This window comes from Allobosea sp. FBZP-16 (assembly GCF_002831785.1).
In the GTDB taxonomy this organism is placed as follows: Bacteria; Pseudomonadota; Alphaproteobacteria; order Rhizobiales; family Beijerinckiaceae; genus Allobosea; species Allobosea lupini.
This window is the reverse complement of sequence record NZ_LNCQ01000023.1, coordinates 40,501-61,024: the sequence shown is the minus strand read 5'-3', so window position 1 is coordinate 61,024 and position 20,524 is coordinate 40,501. Positions and strand designations below refer to the sequence as shown.

The window sequence follows — 20,524 nt, the reverse complement described above, 5'->3', positions numbered from 1 at the left end:
AATGACGCTGCCTGCCCGGTTTCGTAGCCTGGATCGAGATCGCGAAACCGATCTCGACAGGCTCGGACCGCTCTACCGCCAGCTCGAGCAGGCGCTTGCGGGGATCGAGCGCGAAAGCGCCGGGTTGTCGCGGCGGCTCGACGAGGCCCGCACCCGCGCCGCAGCGCTGCTCGGGAACGAGGACGGCATCTATTTCGAGCGCGAGCCGGCCGACGAGGCCAGGCTGGTCGAGGCGGAGGCGCAGATGATGGCCGCGTTCCGCCGCCTCGAACAGCTGCGGGCGCAAAGGTCGATGCTGGCAGCCTGGCGCACAGAGATCGAGGACACCGGCATCGGCGGCGCGCTGCGTGGCGGAACCAGAGCGAGCAGGTGGCTCTCCCGCCTCGTGCGGCTGGTGCGGGCGCGGATGGCGGCCATCCGCCGCCTCTCACGCGTCTCCGGCTGGGCGCTGATGCTCGTCATCGTCTATGCGACGCTGTCCGGCATCGAGCAGCGGCCGTCCGTCTCCTGGCTCATCCCGGATCTTGAACGCGGACTCGCCTTTCTCGCCGCGGCCGCCGCCTTCGCGATCGGCTATCCGCGGCAGCGCTTTCTCATCTTCGCTGTCGGTCTTGCTGCGGTAATCTCGCTCGAACTCGCCCAGAACTGGTCGCCGACGCGGCACGGCACCATCCACGACGTCTGGATCAAGGCCATCGGCCTTGGGCTGGGCTTTGCGCTCGTCTCCGGCGTCGAGCGGCTCAAACCATCTGCGAGGAGCTTGTGAAGATCGATCCTATCACCCAGGCTTCTGCGACCGCGGTCGAGCCACCTCTCGTCGCTCGCGCCGGCACGATCGTGCCGATCGTGCTGTGCGGCGGCGCTGGATCACGGCTGTGGCCGGCATCGCGCGAAGCGTTCCCGAAGCAGTTCATCTCGCTGCTCGGCGAGGAGTCGATGTTCCAGCAGACGCTGGGCCGGATCAGGCACCCGCTATTCGGCGCCCCCGTGATCGTGACCCACGAGGATTTCCGCTTCCTCGTGCTGAGCCAGATGAAGCAGGTCCAGATGGCGGGCGAGATCCTGCTCGAGCCGGCGCGCCGTGATTCCGCACCGGCCATCGCCGCCGCCGTGAGCTTCATCCAGAAGCGCGATCCCCAAGCGCTCGTCCTCGTGCTCGCCTCCGACCATCTGATCGGCGACCTGCCAGCCTTCCGCAGCGCGGTCGAGATCGCGGCCGCTGCTGCGATCCAAGGCCAGCTCGTCACCTTCGGCATGGTCCCGGACAAGCCCGCGACAGGCTATGGCTACATCCGCCCCCAACCGGGCGATGCCGGCGCCCGCAAGGTGCTGAGCTTCGTCGAGAAGCCAGATGCGCCGACCGCGGCCCGCTATCTCGACGAGGGCTATCTCTGGAACAGCGGCATGTTCCTGTTCCGCGCCGACAGCTTCATGGCCGAACTCGGCCGGCACGAGCCGGCGATCGCGAGCGCCGCGACGGCGGCCGTGGCGCACGCCAAGGAGGATATCGGCTTCCATCGCTTGGACACCGAACATTTTGCCAGCGCGCCCCGCAAATCGATCGACTATGCCGTGATGGAGCGAACCGAACTCGCCAGCGTCGTTCCCGCCTCCTTTGGCTGGTCGGACGTCGGCAGCTGGTCGAGCGTGTGGGAGGCTTCGGCACGGGACGAGGCCGGCAATGCCGGCGGCGACAATGTCGAGTTCGTCGACAGCCGCAACTGCTATGTCCAGAGCAGCGGCCCGCTCACCGTGCTCGTCGGCATGGAGGATGCCGTGGTCGTGGTCGAGAACGACGCGGTGATGGTGACGAAGCGCGAGCGCGCCGAGGAGGTCAAGGGCGCCTTCGAGCGGCTCAAGGCCGACGGCCATCCGGCGGTGGTGAGCTCCCGCCGTGTCGATCGGCCCTGGGGGTACTATCAGACGCTCGACCTCGCCGCGCGCTTCCAGGTCAAGCGCATCGTCGTCGATCCCGGCCAGAAGCTGTCCCTGCAGAGCCACTATCACCGCGCCGAGCACTGGGTGGTGGTTCGCGGCACGGCCGAAGTGACGCGCGATGCCGAAACCATCCTCGTGCATGAGAACGAGTCGATCTATTTGCCGATCGGCTGCGTTCACCGCATGGCGAATCCGGGCAAGATCCTGCTCGAGATCATCGAAGTCCAGTCCGGCTCCTATCTGGGCGAGGACGACATTGTCCGCTACGAGGACGTTTACCGCCGGGTATGAGCGGAGCAGCCCCCGGACTCAGGACGCTCCGGCTGGCTCAGCTCTCAGGCTGTCCGCCGTGGCACTGGTCCGTGTCTCGACACGTCCGTCGGCGGCGAGCAAGGCTCGCGCATGGGCGTGCACCACCTTGTCGAGGCTGAAACGATCGATGTAGTCGATGCGGTACTGCGCGTGGCGGCGCTCCGACACGACATGGTCGTGGTAATGCACCATCGCCTTGACGAAACCGGCAGTATCGCCCAGCGGGACGAGCCGGCCGAGCCGGTCATCGACGATGATGTCGCTCGGTCCGAATTCGCAGTCGAAGGCGACCACCGGCAGGCCGAAGCGAAGCGCCTCGCAAATGGCGAGCGACCAGCCTTCCCAGCGCGCGCCCGACAAATAGACGTCGCTGTTCGACAATGGAATGGCGGGACTATCGGGGTAGTGCTGGATCGTGACCCGGCCGGCGAGGCCGAGCTCGTCGATCAAGCTGCGGATCGCGGGCTCCTCCTCGCCATAGCCGACGAGCGCGAGCTCGGCATCCCCGCGCTTCTCGCAGAAGGCCGCGAAGGCGCGCAGAAGGATGTCGTAGCCCTTCTGATAGGCGAAGCGACCGACTGTGACGAAGCGGACCGGGCGGCCGATGGCGGGTGCCGGCACAGGGACGGGCGCATCGAAGGAGCGCACGGGGTTGGCCACCCAGACATGTTCGACCTTGCTGGGATAGTCGCTTCGGAAGGCGTCGAGTTGGCGCGGCGACGTCCCGAAGACGCGCGCCAGCCGCGGCAAGACCAGAAGCCGCATCACCTCGAACAGCGCGCTCGCCTTGAAGGAACGTCGCTCGAGCCGGGGATTGCCGTGAAGATAGAGGATGAAGCGGCGTCTGATGCCGAGACAGGCGAGCCAGAAAACGGCGGTCGCTTCGACCTGCGGCACCACGACGAGGTCGAACCGGCCGCCGGCGATCGTCTTCCGGACCCGCCGCAGCAGATCAAGCCGCCCGTCGGAGAAGCTGAGAATGACGTGGTATGGCCGCGGTTGGCCGACGATCTGCTCGAAGGGCGACGTGTAGAGGACTGAAACGTCGAGGTCGCTCTGGTATTCGGTCGCCAGCGCCGAACAGATCGAATCCGTGACACGCTCTATGCCGGCAAAGGACCGCGTCGGCGGCACGATATAGAGAACCCTGGTCTTCCTGTCCGGCATTGCGTGCTCGACAATCGTTCCGGCGCCGTCGATCGGCCCGGTACGGCTCTTGCAATGTCTGCGCCAAGCGGGCGCCTCGTCGCCGATGGCGCAGACCAGTCGCCATGCGAGCGCCGCCCGGGTCCAGGCTTCAGCGGAGCGGCGCATGATCGGTTCGACCTCAAGGCTCGCGGTGATCGTGAACTGCTACAACTATGCGGACTATGTCGAGCGCGCGATCCGCAGCGTGCTCGCGCAGGGTCGCGACGACTGCGAACTGATCGTCGTCGACGATGGCTCGACCGACTCTTCCTGGGAGGTCATCGGCAGGACGGGGGTCACAGCCTACCGGATCGAGAACGGCGGCCAGCGTCGGGCCTGCGTCTTCGGCCTCGACCGGACGACGGCGCCCTTCGTGCTGTTCCTCGATGCCGACGACGAACTCGCTCCCGGCGCACTCGATACGATCATCCCCCGGCTCGAGCCATCGATCGCCAAGCTGCAATTCTGCCTCAGCCGCATCGACGGAGACGGCAACAAGCTGGGCTCGGCCGTTCCCGAACCCGATCAGATCCGCGTGACGGGAGACCTCAGCGAACGTGTCCGCCGAACCGGCGTCTATATCAGCCCGCCAACCTCCGGAAACGTCTTCAGGCGCGACCTCTGCGAATTGCTGCGCGATGCCGATTATGACGACGCAGTCGACGGAATCATCGTCCTCGCGGCCCCCTTCTTCGGCGAGGTCGTCTCCCTGCCGAAGGAACTCGGGCTCTACCGCGTCCACGATCGCAACATCTCCGGTGTCGGGCGGGCGATCGACACCGGCAGGATCGAGCAGCACATGCAGCGCTTCAAAAGCCTCATCGCCCATCTCAATCGAGCCGTGCCCGCGGGCAGCAGGCCGCCGCAACTCGATGTCGAACGAACCTTCTTTTACCTGGAGAAGCGGTCGATTCTTGCCTCCATCGATCGCCGGATGGATCGCTTTCGGCAGCTTCCGAACCTCATCAAGGTCATCAGCGCCGATGATTTCTCTCCGAAGCGGAAGCTCGCCCTTTCGCTCTTCCACATCCTGATCGCATTCCTGCCCGTCGGGATGTCACGTCGTCTCATCGAGATTCGCTATCGCCCGGAACGCCGATCCGCCAGCGCGCTCGCGAGGACGCTGATCGGTACCGGAAACTGAGGCCAGGCAGGCCCGGGACCAGGCTGCGAGCCGACTGCTCGATCGCCCAGCGGGCCATCATCGCCGAGAATCAGATCCCTTTCGGCGGCTCGGCGCTGCAGATCTTCATCTCTTGCAAAGCGCGAGCGGCTCTCAGGCAGATGTCCTCTCGCCAGGGCGCAGCGATGAGTTGGACCCCGATTGGCAGCCCCCCGCCCGCTACCGGCACCGCCGCGACCGGCAGGCCGATGCAGGAAATCGGCTGGGTGAAGAGGCCGAGACTGGGGCGCAGCGGCAGCGTCTGGCCCCTGATCTCAAGCACCTTCTGGCCGATCGGCGGCGCCGGACAGGGCGTCGCTGGCGCAATGATCAGGTCGACCTCCTCGAAGGTCCGCATCATCTGGTCGTGAAACCAGCGCCGCGCCCGCTGCGCCTGGATGTACCAGGCAGCCGGCAGCATGGCCCCGGCGAGGAAGCGATCGCGCGTATCAGGGTCGAAATCGTCCGCTCGCAGCTGCAGACGGCCGAGATGCAGGGCAGCGCTCTCGGCATTGGTGACGAGGAAGGCCGCCGCCCGCGCGATCTCAGCACCATCGAGCGCGATCGTCCGCGTTGCGCCAAGCGCCTGCGCCACGGCACCGACCGCAGCCGCAGCCTCCGGCAAGCCGTCGGTGGCGAAATATCCGCCCGCCACGGCGATCCGCAGGCCCGAGACACCTTTCGTCAGCTGCGCCGAGACCGGTTCGACCGGCCGCTGCGCGCAGGCCGGATCATGCGGGTCCGGGCCTTGCAGCAGGTCGTAGGCCAAGGCGAGATCGGTGACGTCCCGTGCGAATGGGCCGAGATGATCGAGCGAGTCGCAGAACGGAAAGCTGCGCGTGCGCGGCAAGCGACCATAGGTCGGCTTCAGACCGAACACGCCGCACAGCGAGGACGGCACGCGGATCGAGCCGTTGGTGTCGGAGCCCAGTGAGATCGGCGCCATGCCGGCGGCCGTCGCCGCACCGGAGCCCGAGGACGAGCCCCCTGCCATGCGCGAGAGGTCATGGGGATTGCGGCAAGGCCCGTCATGGACGTTCTCGCCGGTGAAGTCATAGGCGTATTCGCCCATGTTGAGCCCGCCGATCAGCACGGCGCCGGCCGCCGTCAGGCGCTCGATCAGCACAGCATCGCGCCGGGCTGGCGCCCGCTCGCGGTTGATCTTCGAGCCCGCCCGTGTCGGCAGGCCCTCGATGTCGAACAGGTTCTTGGCGGCGAAGGGGACGCCAGCGAGCGGGCCGAGCGGCTCGCCCGCCGCGCGGGCCCTGTCGATCGCGGCCGCTTGCGCAAGCGCGCGTGTCGCCGTCACATCGGTGAAGGCGTTGATCTTGCCGTCGATCCGGCCGATCCGGTCGAGGAAGGCGCGGGCCACGACCTCGGCGCCGACCTCTCCTGATCTGACCTGGGCTGCGATTCGATGCGCCGGTGCGAAGACATCGACGCTCACGCCTCTTCCTCCACCCCCACCCGCCCTGGCCGGAAGACCGGCGCGAGCTCGAGCGTGTCCTCGCCGACCGGTGCCGCCTGCACGATCCTCGCCATCGCTTCCGCGGTCGCCAGGAAGCGGATCACGCCCGGCCGCTGCTCCGCCGTGATCGCAAGCCCCAGCGAAGGTGCCATCGCATCGAGATGCGCAGCCGGATCGAACTCGCGCGTCGCCTCGCTCATTCCGCCGGCTCCAGCCGCGCATGCGGCTCGCTCGTCATCGTCTTCGTGGCCCTCTCGCCCGCGAGCTGGCGCGCGCAGAGCCAGAGGAAGCCCGCGACCATCGCATAGCCCAGGCTGATTGCGGGCGTGACGCCGAACCCCTTGCCGATCCCGATCGCCTCGCCGTGCATCAGGCCGAAATAGGTCAGCACCGCGCCGGCGGCGGCGAAGGCGGCAGCGTTCAGGAACTGTCTCTCGATCACGAAGACGGCGATCGCGCCCAGCACGAGACCGGAGAGGATGGCGCCGCCGCCCATCAGCTCGAGGCCATGGTAGAGCACACCCATATTGGCCATCTTGTCGATACCAACCGCGGCCGCAGTGGTGCCGGCCGCGCCGAGTGCGCCGTCGATCAGCACCTTGGCCCAGGCGGCGAGATGCGGCGTCAGGGCGAGCACGATTGCGGGGGCATGGCTCGCCGGCGTGGTCTGGAAGGCCTGCGCGCCGATCAGCATGCCGATATAGAGCAGGATCGGCGAGATCGCGACGATCGGCACCAGCGCCAGCAGCAGCGCGACGACGCCGAACCAGCACAGGGCCGCGACGATCACGCCGGTCGCGGCCGAATAGCCGATGCGTCCGCCCATCGCCTTCCAGCCGGGATGGCCGATATACACCGCGTTGATGAAGGGGTTGCCCATCAGGCAACCGATCAGCGAGACGACGCCGTCGGCGGTCAGCACCCGCGTCGTCGGATAATGGTCGCCCGCCGCTTCGGCGCTCTCGACATTGTCCATCGCCTCGACGAGATCGTAGATGCCGAAGGGGATGGCGGTGACCAGAATGATGCCGAGATAGGTGAAGCCCGAGAAGACGTGGTCGACCGCCGGCAGCGGCAGCGAGAAGCCGAAATTGGCGAAGGCGGCGCCGAGCTTGCTGAGGCTCAGGCCGCCGACGTCGAGCCCGAACAACGCCGCGCCCCATGCGATCGCCATGCCGAAAACGATGGCGACAAGCCCGGCCGGGATGCCGCGCGGATAGCGCACGCCGCCGAACCAGCTCACCAGGATGATGGCGAGGCAGGTGAGGCCGATCGCCGGCGTCAGGAAGATCTCCAGAGCCGGCCGCATCGAGATGAAGGCGATCGAGACGCCGGCCAGCGTGCCGAGCAAGGCAGCGCGCGGCGTGATCCTGCGGACGAGCGGGGCGATGAAGCCGCCGATCATCAGGATGAAGCTCTGGAAGAAGACCCAGACCAGGCCGGCCTCCCAGCCCTTGACGGGGTCGCCGGTCATGCTCGCGATCGGCAGCATGATCACGAAGGTGACAACGAACATGTGCGGCACGCTGATGCCGGAGGGCAGCGCGCAGACATCGTCGCGGCCGGTCTCCTTCGCCAGCTTCCAGGCGAGCCAGGCGTAATAGCCGGTCGAGAGCAGCATCATCAGCCCGAGCGCCGGCAGGATGCGGCCGAAGACGATCTGGCTCGGCATCTTCAGGACGAACTGCAGCAGGCCGGTCAGGACCAACAGGTTGACCAGGATGTTGGTGCCGAAGCCGAACAGGGCGTTCCAGTCGCCCGGCGTCCAGAGCTTCGGCGAGGCTGTCGTCGCGGTGGTCGTCGCCATCTCCCCCTCCCGTTCCTAAGCTGCCTGGTCCTGCGCGGCGAGCGCCGCCAGCACGGTGTCCGTCGTCGAGACCCAGCCGAAGATCCCGCCCTGGGCCGCGATCATGCGCAGGCCGACCTCGTGGAACTCCGGGAAGTAGGACGCGCAGGCGTCCGCCAGCACGAGGCAGCGATAGCCTCGGTCATTGGCCTCGCGCACGGTGGTGTGGACGCAGACCTCGGTGGTGACGCCGCAGACCAGCAGCGTCTCGATACCGCGATTGCGCAGCATCAGGTCGAGATCGGTCTGGTAGAAGGCGCCCTTGCCGGGCTTGTCGATCACCGGCTCCTCGGGAAGCGGCGCCAGAGCCGGAACGATGTCGTGGCCGGCCTCGCCGCGGATCAGGATGCGCCCCATCGGGCCGGGCGCGCCGATGCGCTTCTCGGGCGGGCCGCGCTCGACCTTGGCGCGCGGCGCATCGGAGAGATCGGGCCGGTGGCCCTCGCGGGTGTGGATCACGAGCAGGCCGGCGGCACGCGCGCCGGCGAGCATGCGCCGGCAGGGCTCGACTGCCGCCATCAGCAGCGAGACGTCGTTGCCGAGCGCCGCGCCGAAGCCCCCGGGTTCGAGGAAGTCGCGCTGCATGTCGATGATGACGAGTGCGACGCGCGCCAGATCGACGCTGAGCGGGAACGGCTTGGCTGCGATCTCGGAGCGGCTCATGGCGGCCTCCGTCGGGGCTGACGGAACGGGCTTTGCAAGGGCTGTGCCCGCCGGCCTCCTCATCCGGCCAGCAAGGCGCGAGACGTCAGGGAGTAGCGGCCATGGCTTTGAAACGTCGACGAATCCCGCTGGCATTTGCAGCCGCGGCCCTTGCCGGAGAGGCCGGGACGGACCGCGTGGCGAGCGCCATCGCCAGCCTTCTGCCGGAGAGATGCATAATCTTTGCATGCAATGATCGAGAAATTGCCTAACAGATAGGCTGACTCAAGACATGGACATGATCTCGTGCCGACGCTGACCAGCATCCTTTCCTGCCATCATGACGGCAGCCGCACGATCGCCGAGACGGTCGCTGCCGCCTATGCCCGTCTGCGCGCCCATGCCGACGAGGCCCTATTCATCAGCCTCAAGCCGGAAGCGGAGGCGCTGGCCGAGGCGGAGCGTCTTCAGGCGGAGGGGCCGCAAGGTCGCCCGCTCTGGGGCGTGCCGGTCGCAGTGAAGGACAATATCGACGTCGCCGGGCTGGCGACCACCGCCGCCTGCCCGGCCTATGCCTATGAGCCACGGAAGGACGCCAGCGCTGTCGCGCGCCTGAAGGCGGCCGGCGCGATCATCCTCGGCAAGACCAATCTCGACCAGTTCGCGACCGGCCTCAACGGCACCCGTTCGCCTTATGGGACGCCTCGCAACACGTTGCGTGCCGATCTCGTTCCCGGCGGATCGAGCTCGGGGTCGGCGAGCGCAGTCGCCGCCGGCATCGTCCCGATCGCGCTCGGCACGGACACAGCGGGCTCGGGCCGCGTCCCGGCCGGCCTGCAGAATCTCGTCGGATTCAAGCCCAGCCTCGGCCTCGTTCCGACGGCCGGCGTCGTGCCGGCCTGCCGCACGCTCGATTGCGTCTCCGTCTTCGCCCTGACGGTCGAGGATGCCTGGCTCGTCCTGCAGGCCATGGCCGGGCCGGATGCGAGCGATCCGTTCTCCCGGACCGTTCCGATGGGACGGCTCGGCGCCTGCCCGCCGCGGCTGCAGCTCGGCGTGCCGCGCGAGCAGGATTTGGACTTCGCCGGAGATGAAGAAGCGCGAGCAGGTTTCGAGCAGGCGCTTGTGCGTGCACAAGGCCTCGGCGCCGAGATCGTGCCGATCGACATGACACCGTTCCACCAGACGGCGCAGCTTCTCTATGATGGTCCCTGGGTCGCCGAGCGCTGGCTCGCGATCCGCGATCTGCATGAGCGCGAGCCGGAGGAAATCCTGCCGGTGATCCGCGCGGTCATCGCCGGCAAGCCCTTGCCCGATGCGGCCGCGACCTTCGCCGCCCGCTATCGCCTCGCCGAGCTTTCGCTCGCCGCTCGCGCCGCGCTGAAGGGGCTCGGTGCCCTGATGGTGCCGACGGCGCCGCGTCCGGTGACCCTGGCAGAGATGACAGCCGACCCGATCGGCGCCAATTCGATGCTCGGCCGCTACACGAATTTCGTCAACCTGCTCGATCTCTGCGCCCTCGCCGTTCCGGCCGGCCTGGCTGCCGATGGCACGGCGAGCGGCGTCACTTTCATCGCGCCGAGCGGGCACGACGCTGCGCTGGCGTCGATCGGCGCAGCTTTCCACGCCGCATCCGGCTTGCCGCTCGGCGCGACCGGCGTGCCGCATCCGCCCTTGGCGGAGCTGCCTGTCGGCGCTGCACCCGATACGGTCGAGATCGCTGTTGTCGGTGCCCATCTCTCCGGCATGCCGCTCAACGGCGAACTGACGGCACTCGGCGGCAGCTTCCTGCGCGCCACGACGACGACCGCGGATTATCGTCTCTTCGCCTTGCCCGGCGGGCCGCCGGCCCGGCCCGGACTGCTGCGGTTAGGCCCCGGCGAGGGCGCGCCGATCGCGCTCGAAGTCTGGTCGCTGCCGGTCGCGGGCTTCGGTGCCTTCGTCGCCGGCATACCCGCACCGCTCGGCATCGGGACGCTCGCGCTCGCCGACGGATCGCGGGTCAAGGGCTTCCTCTGCGAGGCGGCGGCGACGGACGGCGCTCGCGACATCAGCGATTTCGGCGGCTGGCGCGCTTTCGTCGCGGCTCAGATCTAGAGCATTTTTGAGCGAAGTGGACACCAGTCCGCGTGAAGACAGTGCGATAAACCAAGGGCCTAGAGCAGTTCCGCGATGCTAGGAATTGGGGACATCGTCTAGCCGGTCGCGGTTTCCACATAGCTCCGGAACGCATCGCGTACGATCCCGATATGCGCACGCATCGCCGCCGCTGCCCCGGCCTGATCGCCGCGCAGGATCGCCTGCACGATCAGATCGTGCTCGGAATAGGAGCCGCCGAGCCTGCCGGCGGCGCGGAACTGGGCACGGCGGAAAGGCGCTACGCGAGCCCGCGTCATCAGGGTCAGCTCGGCGAGATAGCTGTTGTGCGAGCCGGCATAGATCGCCGCGTGGAAGGCCTCGTTCTTTTCGTGATAACTGGCGGGATCGCCCTTGTGCACCAGCACGCGCAAATCCTGGTGCAGCGTCTCGAGGGCCCGCCGTTCGACCACGGTCATGCTGCGCGCGGCGAGACCGGCGCAAAGCGCCTCCAGCTCGGCCATCACCTCGAACATGTCGTTGAGCTCGCGTGGCGTCGGCAGGGCGACAACGGCGCCGCGATGAGGGCGGACGCGGACCAGGCCGGACGCGGAAAGCTGACGGATCGCTTCGCGGACCGGCGTGCGCGAGACCCCGAAACGGTTGGCGAGTTCATGCTCGTCCAGCGGCGTGCCGGGCTCCAGGACGCCCGATACGATCTCGTCGGCGAGCCTGGCGCGCAGCGTCTCCGTTCTGGTACGAGGCTGAGAGGCCGGTTTCGGCTTGTCGGAAAGAACGGCTTGGGGCGGCATCGATTGCGTCCGGGGCGGCGGATTCGCCTCGCCGTTCTTAGCAGGCGGAAACCGCAGCGTCATGACGCGGGGCGGTGGCGGACGGACGTCATTCGGCGATAACGCTGACATGGGCGGCGACCACCCGCCAGCCTTCCTCAAACTTCACCCAGGTCTGGCTCTGGCGGCCGACCTTTCCGACCATCGAGTCGCGGCGGAACAGCGTGTTCGCCGTCGCCATGGCCTCGCCATAGCTGGTGATGACAGTTCGTTCCAATGCGCGTTCCAGGCCGACCGGCGAGCGCGCCGAGCGGAAGGCTGCGATCTCGGCATAGCCGTAGAGATTTTCGGCGACGCCGTAACGCAGCGTGGCCGGACTGTCCTTGAACAGCCGGTCGAGCGTCGCGACGTCGTTGGTCGTCAGCGCGCGCTCGTACTCGGCGAAGGCCGCCTCGACTTCGGCCAGCACGGCCGGGTCGTTGATCTTCATCGGGGTTTCCTCATCCGGTCATCGTCTTCTTGCGCCAGCCGTTCTACCGATCACAGCGGCGGATGCGGGATCGCGGTCAGCAATTCCTTGGTGTAGTCCGCCTGCGGCGCGCCCAATACCGCCTCGGCCGTGCCTTCCTCGACGATCCGGCCGCTTCGCATCACGATCACGCGGTCGCAGAGCAGACGCACGACGTTGAGGTCGTGCGAGACGAAGATGTAGCTCATGCGGAGGCGCTGCCTCAGCTCCTCGAGAAGGTTCAGCACCACCGCCTGCACGGAGACGTCGAGCGCCGCCGTCGGCTCGTCGAGGATGACGAGATCAGGATTGAGCGCGATCGCCCGTGCGATACCGACGCGTGCCTTCTGCCCGCCCGAAAGCTGGTGCGGGAAGCGGTCGATCAGCTCGACCGGCAGTCCGACTAGCCCGGCCAGTTCCTCGCAGCGGGCGCGCAGGGCCTCACGGCCACGGATCGTGCCCATACGCAGAACGGGATCGAGGATGGCGCGCTCGGCGGTGAAGCGCGGATTCAGGCTGTCGGTCGGATCCTGGAACACCATCTGGATACGCCGGCGCAGCGGCGTCAACGCGAACTGCCTGGCCGGGATCGACCCGATATCCTGCCCGTCGAAGACGATCCGACCCGCCGTCGGGTCGAGCAGTCGGTTGACCATCATCGAGGTCGTCGACTTGCCGCAGCCGGATTCGCCAACGAGGCCGAGCGTCTCGCCGCGCCGGACCGAAAAGCCGATGCCGTCGACGGCCCGGAAGGCGGGCTTCTCCGGCTCGGCCTTGCCGGTCAGCTTCGCAAGGAGCGAGCCCGCCGCCGGGCGCGGATACTCCTTGACCAGGTTCTCGACGAGGAGCAGCGGAGCGCCGCCCTGGTCCAGGTTTGGAACGCTGGTCCGGGAGGCCGTCATTGCTTCGGGCGGAGCGTCCGGCAGGAGGTCACGCAGTTGCATGCCGACGCGTGGCGTCGCCTTCATCAGCCGCCGCGTATAGGGGTGCTGCGGATTGCGGAAGATCTCGGCTGCGGCCGCGGTCTCGACGACGCGGCCCTTCTCCATCACCACGACCTTGTCGCAATAGGCGGCGGCAAGGCCGAGATCATGGGTGATCAGGATGGTCGACATGCCGCGCTCGCGGGTGAGCTCGACGATCAGGTCCATCACCGCCTTCTGCGTGGTGACATCGAGACCGGTCGTCGGCTCGTCGGCGATCAGCAACTGCGGCTGGCAGGCGAGCGCCAGCGCGATCACGATGCGCTGGCACATGCCGCCCGAGAGCTCGAAGGGATAGGCGTCATAGCGCTCCTGCGGACGCGCGATCCGCACCTTCTCCAGCGCCGCGATGGCCTTCTCGCGCGCCGTCGCCCGGGTCGCCTGGACATGCTGGAGCAGCACGTCCTCGATCTGCTTGCCGACCTTGCGGATCGGGTTCAGCGCGGCGCGCGGATTCTGGAAGATCATCGAGATCTCGCGGCCGCGCAGGTCGCGCATCTGCGCTTCGCTCGCGCCGACGAGATCGATGCCCGAGAAGCCGATCGAGCCTTCGGCGACGCGGCCGGCGCGGTCGAGGATGCGCACCACCGCATAGGAGGTGACGGACTTGCCCGAGCCGGATTCGCCGACGATCGCGACCGTCTCGCCCTTGCCGACGCTGATGTCGATCGACTTCACCGCCTGCACCTTGCCGCGGCGGGTCGCGAACTCGACGGGGAGGTTCCTGACTTCGAGGAGCGGACTGGCTGCCATCGCTCAGTTCCTCCGCTGCGGGTCGACGAGGTCGCGCACGCCGTCGCCGAGCAGGTTGAAGCAGAATACCGCCGTCATCAGGGCCAGGCCCGGAAAGAAGGCGATCCACCATTCGCCCGAGACGATGAAGCTCGCGCCCTCCGCGACCATGATCCCCCATTCCGGCGTCGGTGGACGCACGCCAAGACCGATGAAGGACAGGCCGGCGGCGTTGAGGATGGCATAGCCCATGGTCAGCGACATCTGCACGGCCATGATCGGCATGATGTTGGGCACGATCTGGGTCAGCAGAAGCCGCCATTCCGAATTGCCGGAGAGCCGGGCCGCCTGGACGAAGCCGGCCTCGCGCCGGACATTCGCCTCGGCGCGCGCCACCCTGGCGTAGAGCGGGAAATTGATGATCGCGGTGGCGATCACGATGTTGGTCACGGAATTGCCGAGTGCGGCTACGATGCCCATGGCGAGCACGAAGAGCGGAAAGGCCATGATTGTGTCGGCGACGCGCCCGATGATGGTGTCGACCCAGCCGCCGAAGAAGCCCGCGGCGACGCCGGCGAGCCCGCCGAGCAGGAAGACGAGCGCGACCGAGGCGACCGCGATGGTGAAGTCGAGCCGCGTTGCGGCGATCACCCGGCTGAAGATGTCGCGGCCGAGCTGGTCGGTGCCGAACCAGTGGGCCGCGCTCGGCGGCTTGAGCGCCGAACTGGTGTTCGAGGCGAGTGGATCGTAAGGCACGACCAGCGGCCCGAAGATCGCGGCGAACAGGATCAGGGCGAACAGGCCGAAGGCGAGGCCTGTCACCGGGTTCTCGGAGACGATGTGCCGGGCATGAGCCAGCAGCGAAGTCGAGGGCGGGGCCTCGAAGCGCAGCGGCGGCGGCTCGACCTTGCTCATGTCGTTCATCGGCTCAGGCCTCCAGCCGGACGCGGGGGTCGATCACGCCGTAGAGGATGTCGATCGCGAGGTTGAGGGCGACGTAGAGGATCGCCATGGTGAGGACGAAGCCCTGGATCGGCGCGTAGTCCGAGGCGATCAGCGCCTCGACCGCATAGGAGCCGACGCCCGGCCAGGCGAAGACCTTCTCGACGAGCACATTGGCGCCGAGCAGGAACGAGAAGACCATGCCGAGCGTGGTGACGACCGGCAGCATGGCGTTGCGGAAGGCATAGGTGCCGATCACCGCCCGCGTGGACAGACCGCTGGCGCGCGCGGTGCGGACGAAATCGGCGCCGAGCACGGCGAGCATCGAGGCGCGGGTCATGCGCGTGATCGGCGCCAGCGAGAAGATCGCGAGGGTCAGCGCTGGAAGCGCGATCTGGGAGAGTGCGGCGCGGAAGGTTTCAGGATCGCGCGCGACCAGGCTGTCGATCAGCAGGAAGCCGGTGACGCGGGGCGGCTCGGAGGCGAAGGCGTCGAGCCGACCGAGCGGCGCCGGTGCCCAGCCGAGTATGAAATAGAAGACGTAGACCAGCAGCAGGCCGGTGAAGAAGACGGGCAGGGAAACCCCGGCCGTCGCGACGATGCGGCAGAGGTGATCGATCCAGGAGCCCTGCCTGACCGCCGCGAGCACGCCGAGCGGCAAGGCGATCGCCATCGAGATCAGCAGGCCGAACAGCGTCAGCTCGGCCGAGGCCGGCAGGCGCTGGGCCAGATCGGCCGTCACCGGCTGGCCCGTCGTCAGCGACTGGCCGAGATCGCCTTTCAGCAGCGCCGTCACATAGGACACGAACTGCACCGGCAACGGCTGGTCGAGCCCGAGCTTGCTGCGGATCTCGGCGATGGCCTGCGGCGTCGCCGCAGGCCCGGCGAAATAGGCTGCTGTGTCGCCGGGCAGCACGCGCGTCAGCAGGAAGGTGACGATGATGACGCCGAGGATCGACGGGATCGTCGTCTTCAGCCGGGCGATGATCAGGCCGAGCATGGTGAAGCCTCCGCTGCTGCCGTCAGGCCGGGTTCGCGCGGGCGGCGCGCCCCGGCATGACGGGCTGTTTCCTGCGTCGTCACGCCTTGGTCAGGTAGCGAAAGTCCGGCTCGCGGCAGGGCTGGAACTGGTAGCCGCCGATCGACTTCTGCAATGCGACGTCATGGGTCGGCTGGTTGATCGGCACCATCGGCACCTCGGCGTTCACCAGCTTGATGAAGTCGACGACATTGGCGTCGTAGGCGGCCTTGTCGGGCGCGAAGCGGGCAGCGTCGACGAGCTTGTCCAGCGCCGGGTTCTGGTAGGCGGCGATGTTGAAGATCGAATTGTTGCCGTGCATCGTCCAGAACAGGTAGTAATCGGGATAGTCGAGCCAGCCGGCGAAGCGGTTCAGCACCATCGGATTGGTCTTCTTGGCGATCTCGGTGCGGAAATTCGCGCCCGGGACCTTGTTGATCTCGACGGTGATCCCGACCGAAGCCAGCGCCTCCTTGATCAGCACAGCCATTGGCTCGGCAACGGTGGCGTTGCCGGCGTCGAAATACAGCGTCGTCGTGAACGGGCCGCCGGCGGCGTCGACCAGCGCCTTGGCCTTGGCCACGTCGGTCTTGTAGGGGAAGGGCTGCGGCCAGGCGACCTTGGGCGTCGTGCCGCCCGACATGTCGACGCCGCGCCCGAATAGCGAAGCCTGCAGGATCTTCTCATAGGGCATCACCCAGGCGACCGCCTGGCGCAGCCGCACATCCTTGAACGGGCCGACCTGCGTGTTGAGGTAGCAGCCCCAGACGCCGTTGGGGATCGGCACACCGACGACATTGACCTTGCCGCCATCGAGCAGATCCTTGAAATCCTTCGGCGGCAGACCGTAGGACACGTCGGCGTCGCCGCGCTCCATCAGGGCCCGTCGCGTCGCGGGCGAGGCGATATCGCGCGCGATGATGCGGCGCAGCTGCGGCAGCTTCCCACAAGCCCAGGCGTCATTGCGGACATAGATCGTCTCGACACCCGGCTTCCAGCTCTCGACCTTGTAGGCGCCCGAGCCGGCGATGTTGTTCTTGAGATACTCCTTGGCGTGCGGGTCGCCGCCGCCGTTCTTTATGGCGAGCTCGGAATCGAAGACGAAGGGGATCGTCACGGCGAGGTTGGGCAGCGTCATCTTGTCCTTGCGGACGAAGTCGACGCGGAAGGTCTTGTCGTCGACGACGACGAACTGCTCGGGCTTCTCCAGCGAGCCGGCATTCATCTGGGTGGTCGCGAAGCCGCCGATCGTGCAGGCCCGATCCAGCGACCATTTCACATCCGTCGCGGTCACCGGGCGGCCGGAATGGAATTTCGCGTCGCGCAGCTTGAAGGTGCAGCTCATGCCGTCGGAGGCGAGTTGCCAGCTCTCGGCCAGCTCGCCTTCGAGCTCGCCCATCGAGACCTGGTTGCCGCCGCCGCCGGGGATCGGCACCGGCTTGAAGCGCAGGAGGCGGTCATAGCAGTTCAGCGCGACGCCGTTCACCGGCTGCGACGAGCCGATTCCCTGCATGTCCAGGCTGTTGGGTCCGTATTCCTGCACGAGCAGCAATGTCTCGCTGCGGCTCGGCGCCTGTGCATGCGCGCCGTGCCTCATGACGAAGGGAGCTGCCAAACCTCCAGCTATAGCCGCCCGACGCGTGATACCCATTGTGCTCTCCCCGATTGCTGCCGGAGCCGTCAAAGGCCCGAACGCTTCACCTCGGAGAAGCCGATGCAGTTACCGTGCCGGTTCACACCCCCTTAATAACACTGGGTTTATGCCCACCAGCGAGCTTTCACCCTCATCGTTGCATACATTTGGCAAAATTCTGCTCAATTAATTTGCAATTGATTGTGAGCCACTATGGCAGTCATCTTGGCAGGCCCGATCGCAGCTCAGACCTTCTCGTCGCGGACCAGCCGCCAGAGCAGATAGATACCGCCCAGGAGCCCGGTCGTCAGGCCGATCGGCAGATTGAGGCCGGACGGAACGCGCTGGCTGACCAGGTCCGCCGCCAGCAGCAGGACGGCCCCCATCGCCGCGCCGGGCACGAGCGGCACCTCCGGCGAGCGGCACAGGCGCCGCGCGAGCTGCGGGCCGGCCAAGGCGATGAAGGCGATCGGCCCGGCCGCCGCCGTCGCCATCGCCGTCAGGCCGACGGCCGTCATCACCATGGCGAGCCGCGTGCGCTCGACCGGAACACCGAGCTGGCTGGCAGCATCGTCGCCCATCTCGAGCAGAGCGAGGCGCCGGGCATTCAGGAGCGCGACCGGCACGATCAGCACCAGGCCGAGAGCGGCCGGGACGGCATGGGACCAGCTGCGCGCCGTCAGCGAACCCGCCAGCCAGATCTGGGCGGAGATCGAGCGGTCAAGGTCGCTCGCCACAAGCAGGATCGTATTGACGCCGGACAGCGTCGCGCCGACACCGATGCCGACCAGCACGAGCCGGTAACCGCCGGTGACGCGCCCCTTCAGCGCCAGCATGAAGACGAGCGCTGCGGTCGCCATGCCCGACAGCACCGCTGCCAGCGCGACGGCGAAGGGATCGGCGCCGAACAGGATGATCTGCACGATCGCGCCGGTCGCCGCTCCGGTGGTGAAGCCGATGATATCGGGCGAGCCCAGCGCGTTGCGCGAGACCGACTGGAAGATCGCCCCGGCCATGCCGAGCGCCGCCCCGACGCAGGCCGCCGTGACCACGCGCGGCAGGCGCAGGCTCCAGATGACGCGTTCGGCCAGCGGATTTCCAGCCTTGCCGAATAGCGCGGCGACGACTTCGGCCGGCGTGAAGGCGAGCGTGCCCATACCCAGCAGGGCGACGGCGAGGGCAAGGGCTGCTCCGGCGAGCGCCGCACAGACCAGAGCAGTGCGCGGCCGCCAGCGCAGCGAGAACGAACCTATCCTGAGCGTTGCGGGCGCACTCATGGCCGGCTCACCCGGAAGCGGCGCACGGCCGTAATGAAGAAGGGGCCGCCAAGCAGCGCCGCGACGATGCCGGCGGCGACCTCGGAGGGCGCCGCGACCACGCGCCCGATCACATCGGCGCCGAGCAGGAGCAGCGCGGCAAAGAGCGCCGAACCGGGCAGGATCCAGCGATGGTCCGGGCCGACGAGCGCCCGCGCCAGATGCGGGGCGATCAGGCCGACGAAGCTGATCGGCCCGGCTGCGGCGGTGGCGGCGCCCGCCAGCAGCATCACCGCAAGGCAGGCCGACAGCCAGATCGTGCGCGGCGTGGCTCCGAGCGCCTTGCCGAGTTCCTGCCCTAGCGCCAGCACGTTGAGACCACCGACGATCGGCAAGGCGACGCCGAAGCCCGCCGCAACGCCGACTGCCAGTATGAGGGCGACTTCGAAGCTCGCTCCCTCCACCGATCCAGCGGCCCAATGACGGAAATTATCGAAGGCGATGGGCGAGGCGTTGAGCACCATGATGCCGGTGATCGCGCCCAGCACGATCGAGAGGCCGGCGCCGGCGAGCACGAGCCGAACGGGATTGGTCCCGGTCTCGCGCGCCCGCCCGAGCAGGAACACGACGGCGCCGGCAAGGCCCGCTCCGAGCGCGGAGAGCCCGGCATAGTGGACGGGCCGGGTCAGGCCGAGCAGAGTCACTCCGAGCACGACGGCGACCGCCGCACCGGCATTGATGCCGAGCAGGCCCGGCTCGGCCAAGGGATTGCGGGTGATCGCCTGCATGATCGCCCCGGCAAGGCCAAGCGCCGCACCGGCGAGAACGGCCGTGAGCAATCGGGGCACCCGCAACTGCCAGACGACCAGATGCAGATCGTTGCCGGGATCATAGGCGCGCAGCGCGGCGACGACCGTGGCCAGCGGGATCGGCCGCGAGCCGACCGCGAGGCTCGCCAGCGCCAGCAAAGCGAGCGCGATGATGCCGATGGCGAGCCACCACCGGCGCCTATGCCATCTCATCGCCTGGCGAAGCTCTCGCGCAGCCGTTCGATGACCTGGCGCCCGGAATAGGGATCGATGCGGAAGGAGGTCAGCCCGAGCGGATAGACCCGCTTGCCGATGACCGCCGGGTGATTGGCGAGCACCGGCTCGGCCAGGAAGGCCTCGACGTCCTTTTCGGTCGCGCGCAGGAGGAAGACGGTGTCGGCAGCGATCGCGGCCGAGAGATTCTCGCGGGAGAAGAACTCGAAATCCGAGGGACGCGCCGAATTCGGCTTCAGCTCCGGCGGCAGGCCGACGATCTCGAAGCCCAAAGCCGAGACGAGCTTGGAAACCGGGCTCGCTGTCCGCGCTACCGAATAGCTGCCGGCGATGTTGTAGCCGACGATGCTGGCCTTCGCGCCCCTTGCTGGAATGGCGCCCGCCGCGGCGGCGAGATCGGTGTCGAAGTGCGCGATCGCGGCGGCAGCCTCCTTTTCGAGGCCGATCGCCCTGCCGAGGTCGGTTGCCAGCTCCTGCCAGCTCCGGCTCGAATAATCGACCACGAGAGTCGGAACGCCGAGCGCTTCCAGCTCGGCCCGGTGCTGGAGGATGCTGTCGGCGCCGGTGGTCGAAGCGATCACCAGGTCCGGCTTCCAGCCGAGCACCGCCTCGATGTCGAATTTCAGGTTGGGATAGAGCACCTTGACGCCGCGCTTGTCGGCGTCGCGGGCCCATTGCGAGAAGAAACCCTTGGCGTCGGTGAGCGGGCTCGGCGTCGTCGCCGCACTCGCGAGCAGGGGCGCCTCGATCGCCAGCAGGATGCCGGTGACGCTCGGCGTGGTCGAGACGATGCGCAGAGGCTTCCTGGCCAGCGTCAACTCGCCGGCGGCGTGCCTGATGGTACGGGGCCAGCCGGCCTCCTGGCCATAAGCCGGCCGGCCATTCCCATTCAGGGCAGCCGCGATGGTGATGATGGCGATGAAGAGCTTGATCAGGGGCATCGTCGATCTGTCTGGCCGGTGTCGTCCTGCGGGTCGGGAGCCTGG

The 20,524-nt window shown here is 67.8% G+C and carries 18 protein-coding genes; 4 read left to right on the top strand and 14 right to left on the bottom strand.

Translation table 11 applies throughout. The features are described from left to right. The first annotated feature begins 1 nt into the window (after position 1). Together CXY91_RS09980 and CXY91_RS09975 are read left to right on the top strand one after the other, a co-directional pair. Positions 2-766 (top strand): hypothetical protein, encoded by a 765-nt coding sequence (locus CXY91_RS09980; protein ID WP_100960940.1) that lies wholly within the window; start codon positions 2-4, stop codon positions 764-766. Continuing rightward, positions 763-2,229, top strand: coding sequence for a mannose-1-phosphate guanylyltransferase/mannose-6-phosphate isomerase (locus tag CXY91_RS09975; RefSeq protein WP_349236585.1), 1,467 nt, complete (start codon positions 763-765; stop codon positions 2,227-2,229). Before CXY91_RS09980 ends, CXY91_RS09975 begins: the two co-directional genes overlap by 4 nt. 18 nt (positions 2,230-2,247) lie before the next feature. Here CXY91_RS09975 and CXY91_RS09970 read toward each other — a convergent pair whose 3' ends face one another. Continuing rightward, positions 2,248-3,564 (bottom strand): glycosyltransferase, encoded by a 1,317-nt coding sequence (locus CXY91_RS09970; protein WP_248307426.1) that lies wholly within the window; start codon positions 3,562-3,564, stop codon positions 2,248-2,250. Here CXY91_RS09970 and CXY91_RS09965 point away from each other — a divergent pair. Further along, positions 3,563-4,582: a glycosyltransferase gene (locus CXY91_RS09965; RefSeq protein ID WP_100960938.1), complete on the top strand. Its 1,020-nt coding sequence runs from the start codon at positions 3,563-3,565 to the stop codon at positions 4,580-4,582. The genes CXY91_RS09970 and CXY91_RS09965 overlap by 2 nt on opposite strands. 70 nt (positions 4,583-4,652) lie before the next feature. Here the strand turns inward: CXY91_RS09965 and CXY91_RS09960 are convergent, their stop codons facing one another. From CXY91_RS09960 to CXY91_RS09945, 4 genes are read right to left on the bottom strand one after another with little or no spacing between them, the layout of a single operon-like run. Continuing rightward, positions 4,653-6,047: an AtzE family amidohydrolase gene (locus CXY91_RS09960; protein WP_100960936.1), complete on the bottom strand. Its 1,395-nt coding sequence runs from the start codon at positions 6,045-6,047 to the stop codon at positions 4,653-4,655. After that, positions 6,044-6,268, bottom strand: a complete 225-nt coding sequence (locus tag CXY91_RS09955) for a DUF4089 domain-containing protein (protein WP_100960934.1) — start codon at positions 6,266-6,268, stop codon at positions 6,044-6,046. Before CXY91_RS09955 ends, CXY91_RS09960 begins: the two co-directional genes overlap by 4 nt. Continuing rightward, on the bottom strand, positions 6,265-7,875 hold the full coding sequence (locus CXY91_RS09950) for a regulator (RefSeq protein WP_100960932.1): 1,611 nt from the start codon (positions 7,873-7,875) through the stop codon (positions 6,265-6,267). Before CXY91_RS09950 ends, CXY91_RS09955 begins: the two co-directional genes overlap by 4 nt. 15 nt (positions 7,876-7,890) lie before the next feature. After that, entirely contained in the window at positions 7,891-8,577 is a 687-nt protein-coding gene (locus tag CXY91_RS09945; protein ID WP_100960930.1) for a cysteine hydrolase family protein, read from the bottom strand. Between the two features lie 285 nt (positions 8,578-8,862). On the opposite strand from CXY91_RS09945, the gene atzF reads away from it, so the two are divergent. Next, positions 8,863-10,653, top strand: coding sequence for an allophanate hydrolase (gene atzF / locus CXY91_RS09940; RefSeq protein WP_100960928.1), 1,791 nt, complete (start codon positions 8,863-8,865; stop codon positions 10,651-10,653). Between the two features lie 98 nt (positions 10,654-10,751). On the opposite strand, the gene CXY91_RS09935 is transcribed toward atzF, so the two are convergent. From CXY91_RS09935 to fepB, 9 genes are all read right to left on the bottom strand, one after another. After that, positions 10,752-11,444 carry a GntR family transcriptional regulator gene (locus CXY91_RS09935; RefSeq protein WP_100961879.1) on the bottom strand — a complete coding sequence of 231 codons (693 nt, stop codon included), beginning with the start codon at positions 11,442-11,444 and terminating at the stop codon, positions 10,752-10,754. Between the two features lie 88 nt (positions 11,445-11,532). Next, complete coding sequence (hpxZ, locus tag CXY91_RS09930; RefSeq protein ID WP_091833773.1) at positions 11,533-11,913, bottom strand: oxalurate catabolism protein HpxZ; 381 nt, start codon at positions 11,911-11,913, stop codon at positions 11,533-11,535. A gap of 50 nt (positions 11,914-11,963) precedes the next feature. Then, positions 11,964-13,667 (bottom strand): dipeptide ABC transporter ATP-binding protein, encoded by a 1,704-nt coding sequence (locus CXY91_RS09925; RefSeq protein ID WP_100960926.1) that lies wholly within the window; start codon positions 13,665-13,667, stop codon positions 11,964-11,966. 3 nt (positions 13,668-13,670) lie between these two features. Further along, positions 13,671-14,561 (bottom strand): ABC transporter permease, encoded by an 891-nt coding sequence (locus CXY91_RS09920; protein WP_199777424.1) that lies wholly within the window; start codon positions 14,559-14,561, stop codon positions 13,671-13,673. A 13-nt stretch (positions 14,562-14,574) separates the two neighbouring features. Next, entirely contained in the window at positions 14,575-15,588 is a 1,014-nt protein-coding gene (locus CXY91_RS09915; protein ID WP_100960924.1) for an ABC transporter permease, read from the bottom strand. 79 nt (positions 15,589-15,667) lie between these two features. Continuing rightward, positions 15,668-17,272, bottom strand: a complete 1,605-nt coding sequence (locus tag CXY91_RS09910) for an ABC transporter substrate-binding protein (RefSeq protein WP_465246857.1) — start codon at positions 17,270-17,272, stop codon at positions 15,668-15,670. 212 nt (positions 17,273-17,484) lie between these two features. After that, a complete protein-coding gene (locus CXY91_RS09905) occupies positions 17,485-18,516 on the bottom strand; it encodes a FecCD family ABC transporter permease (RefSeq protein WP_100960920.1) in 1,032 nt (343 codons plus the stop codon). Further along, complete coding sequence (locus CXY91_RS09900) at positions 18,513-19,517, bottom strand: FecCD family ABC transporter permease (protein WP_100960918.1); 1,005 nt, start codon at positions 19,515-19,517, stop codon at positions 18,513-18,515. Before CXY91_RS09900 ends, CXY91_RS09905 begins: the two co-directional genes overlap by 4 nt. After that, positions 19,514-20,479, bottom strand: a complete 966-nt coding sequence (fepB, locus tag CXY91_RS09895) for a Fe2+-enterobactin ABC transporter substrate-binding protein (RefSeq protein WP_100960916.1) — start codon at positions 20,477-20,479, stop codon at positions 19,514-19,516. The genes CXY91_RS09900 and fepB overlap by 4 nt, the downstream gene beginning before the upstream one ends. Positions 20,480-20,524: the final 45 nt, after the last annotated feature.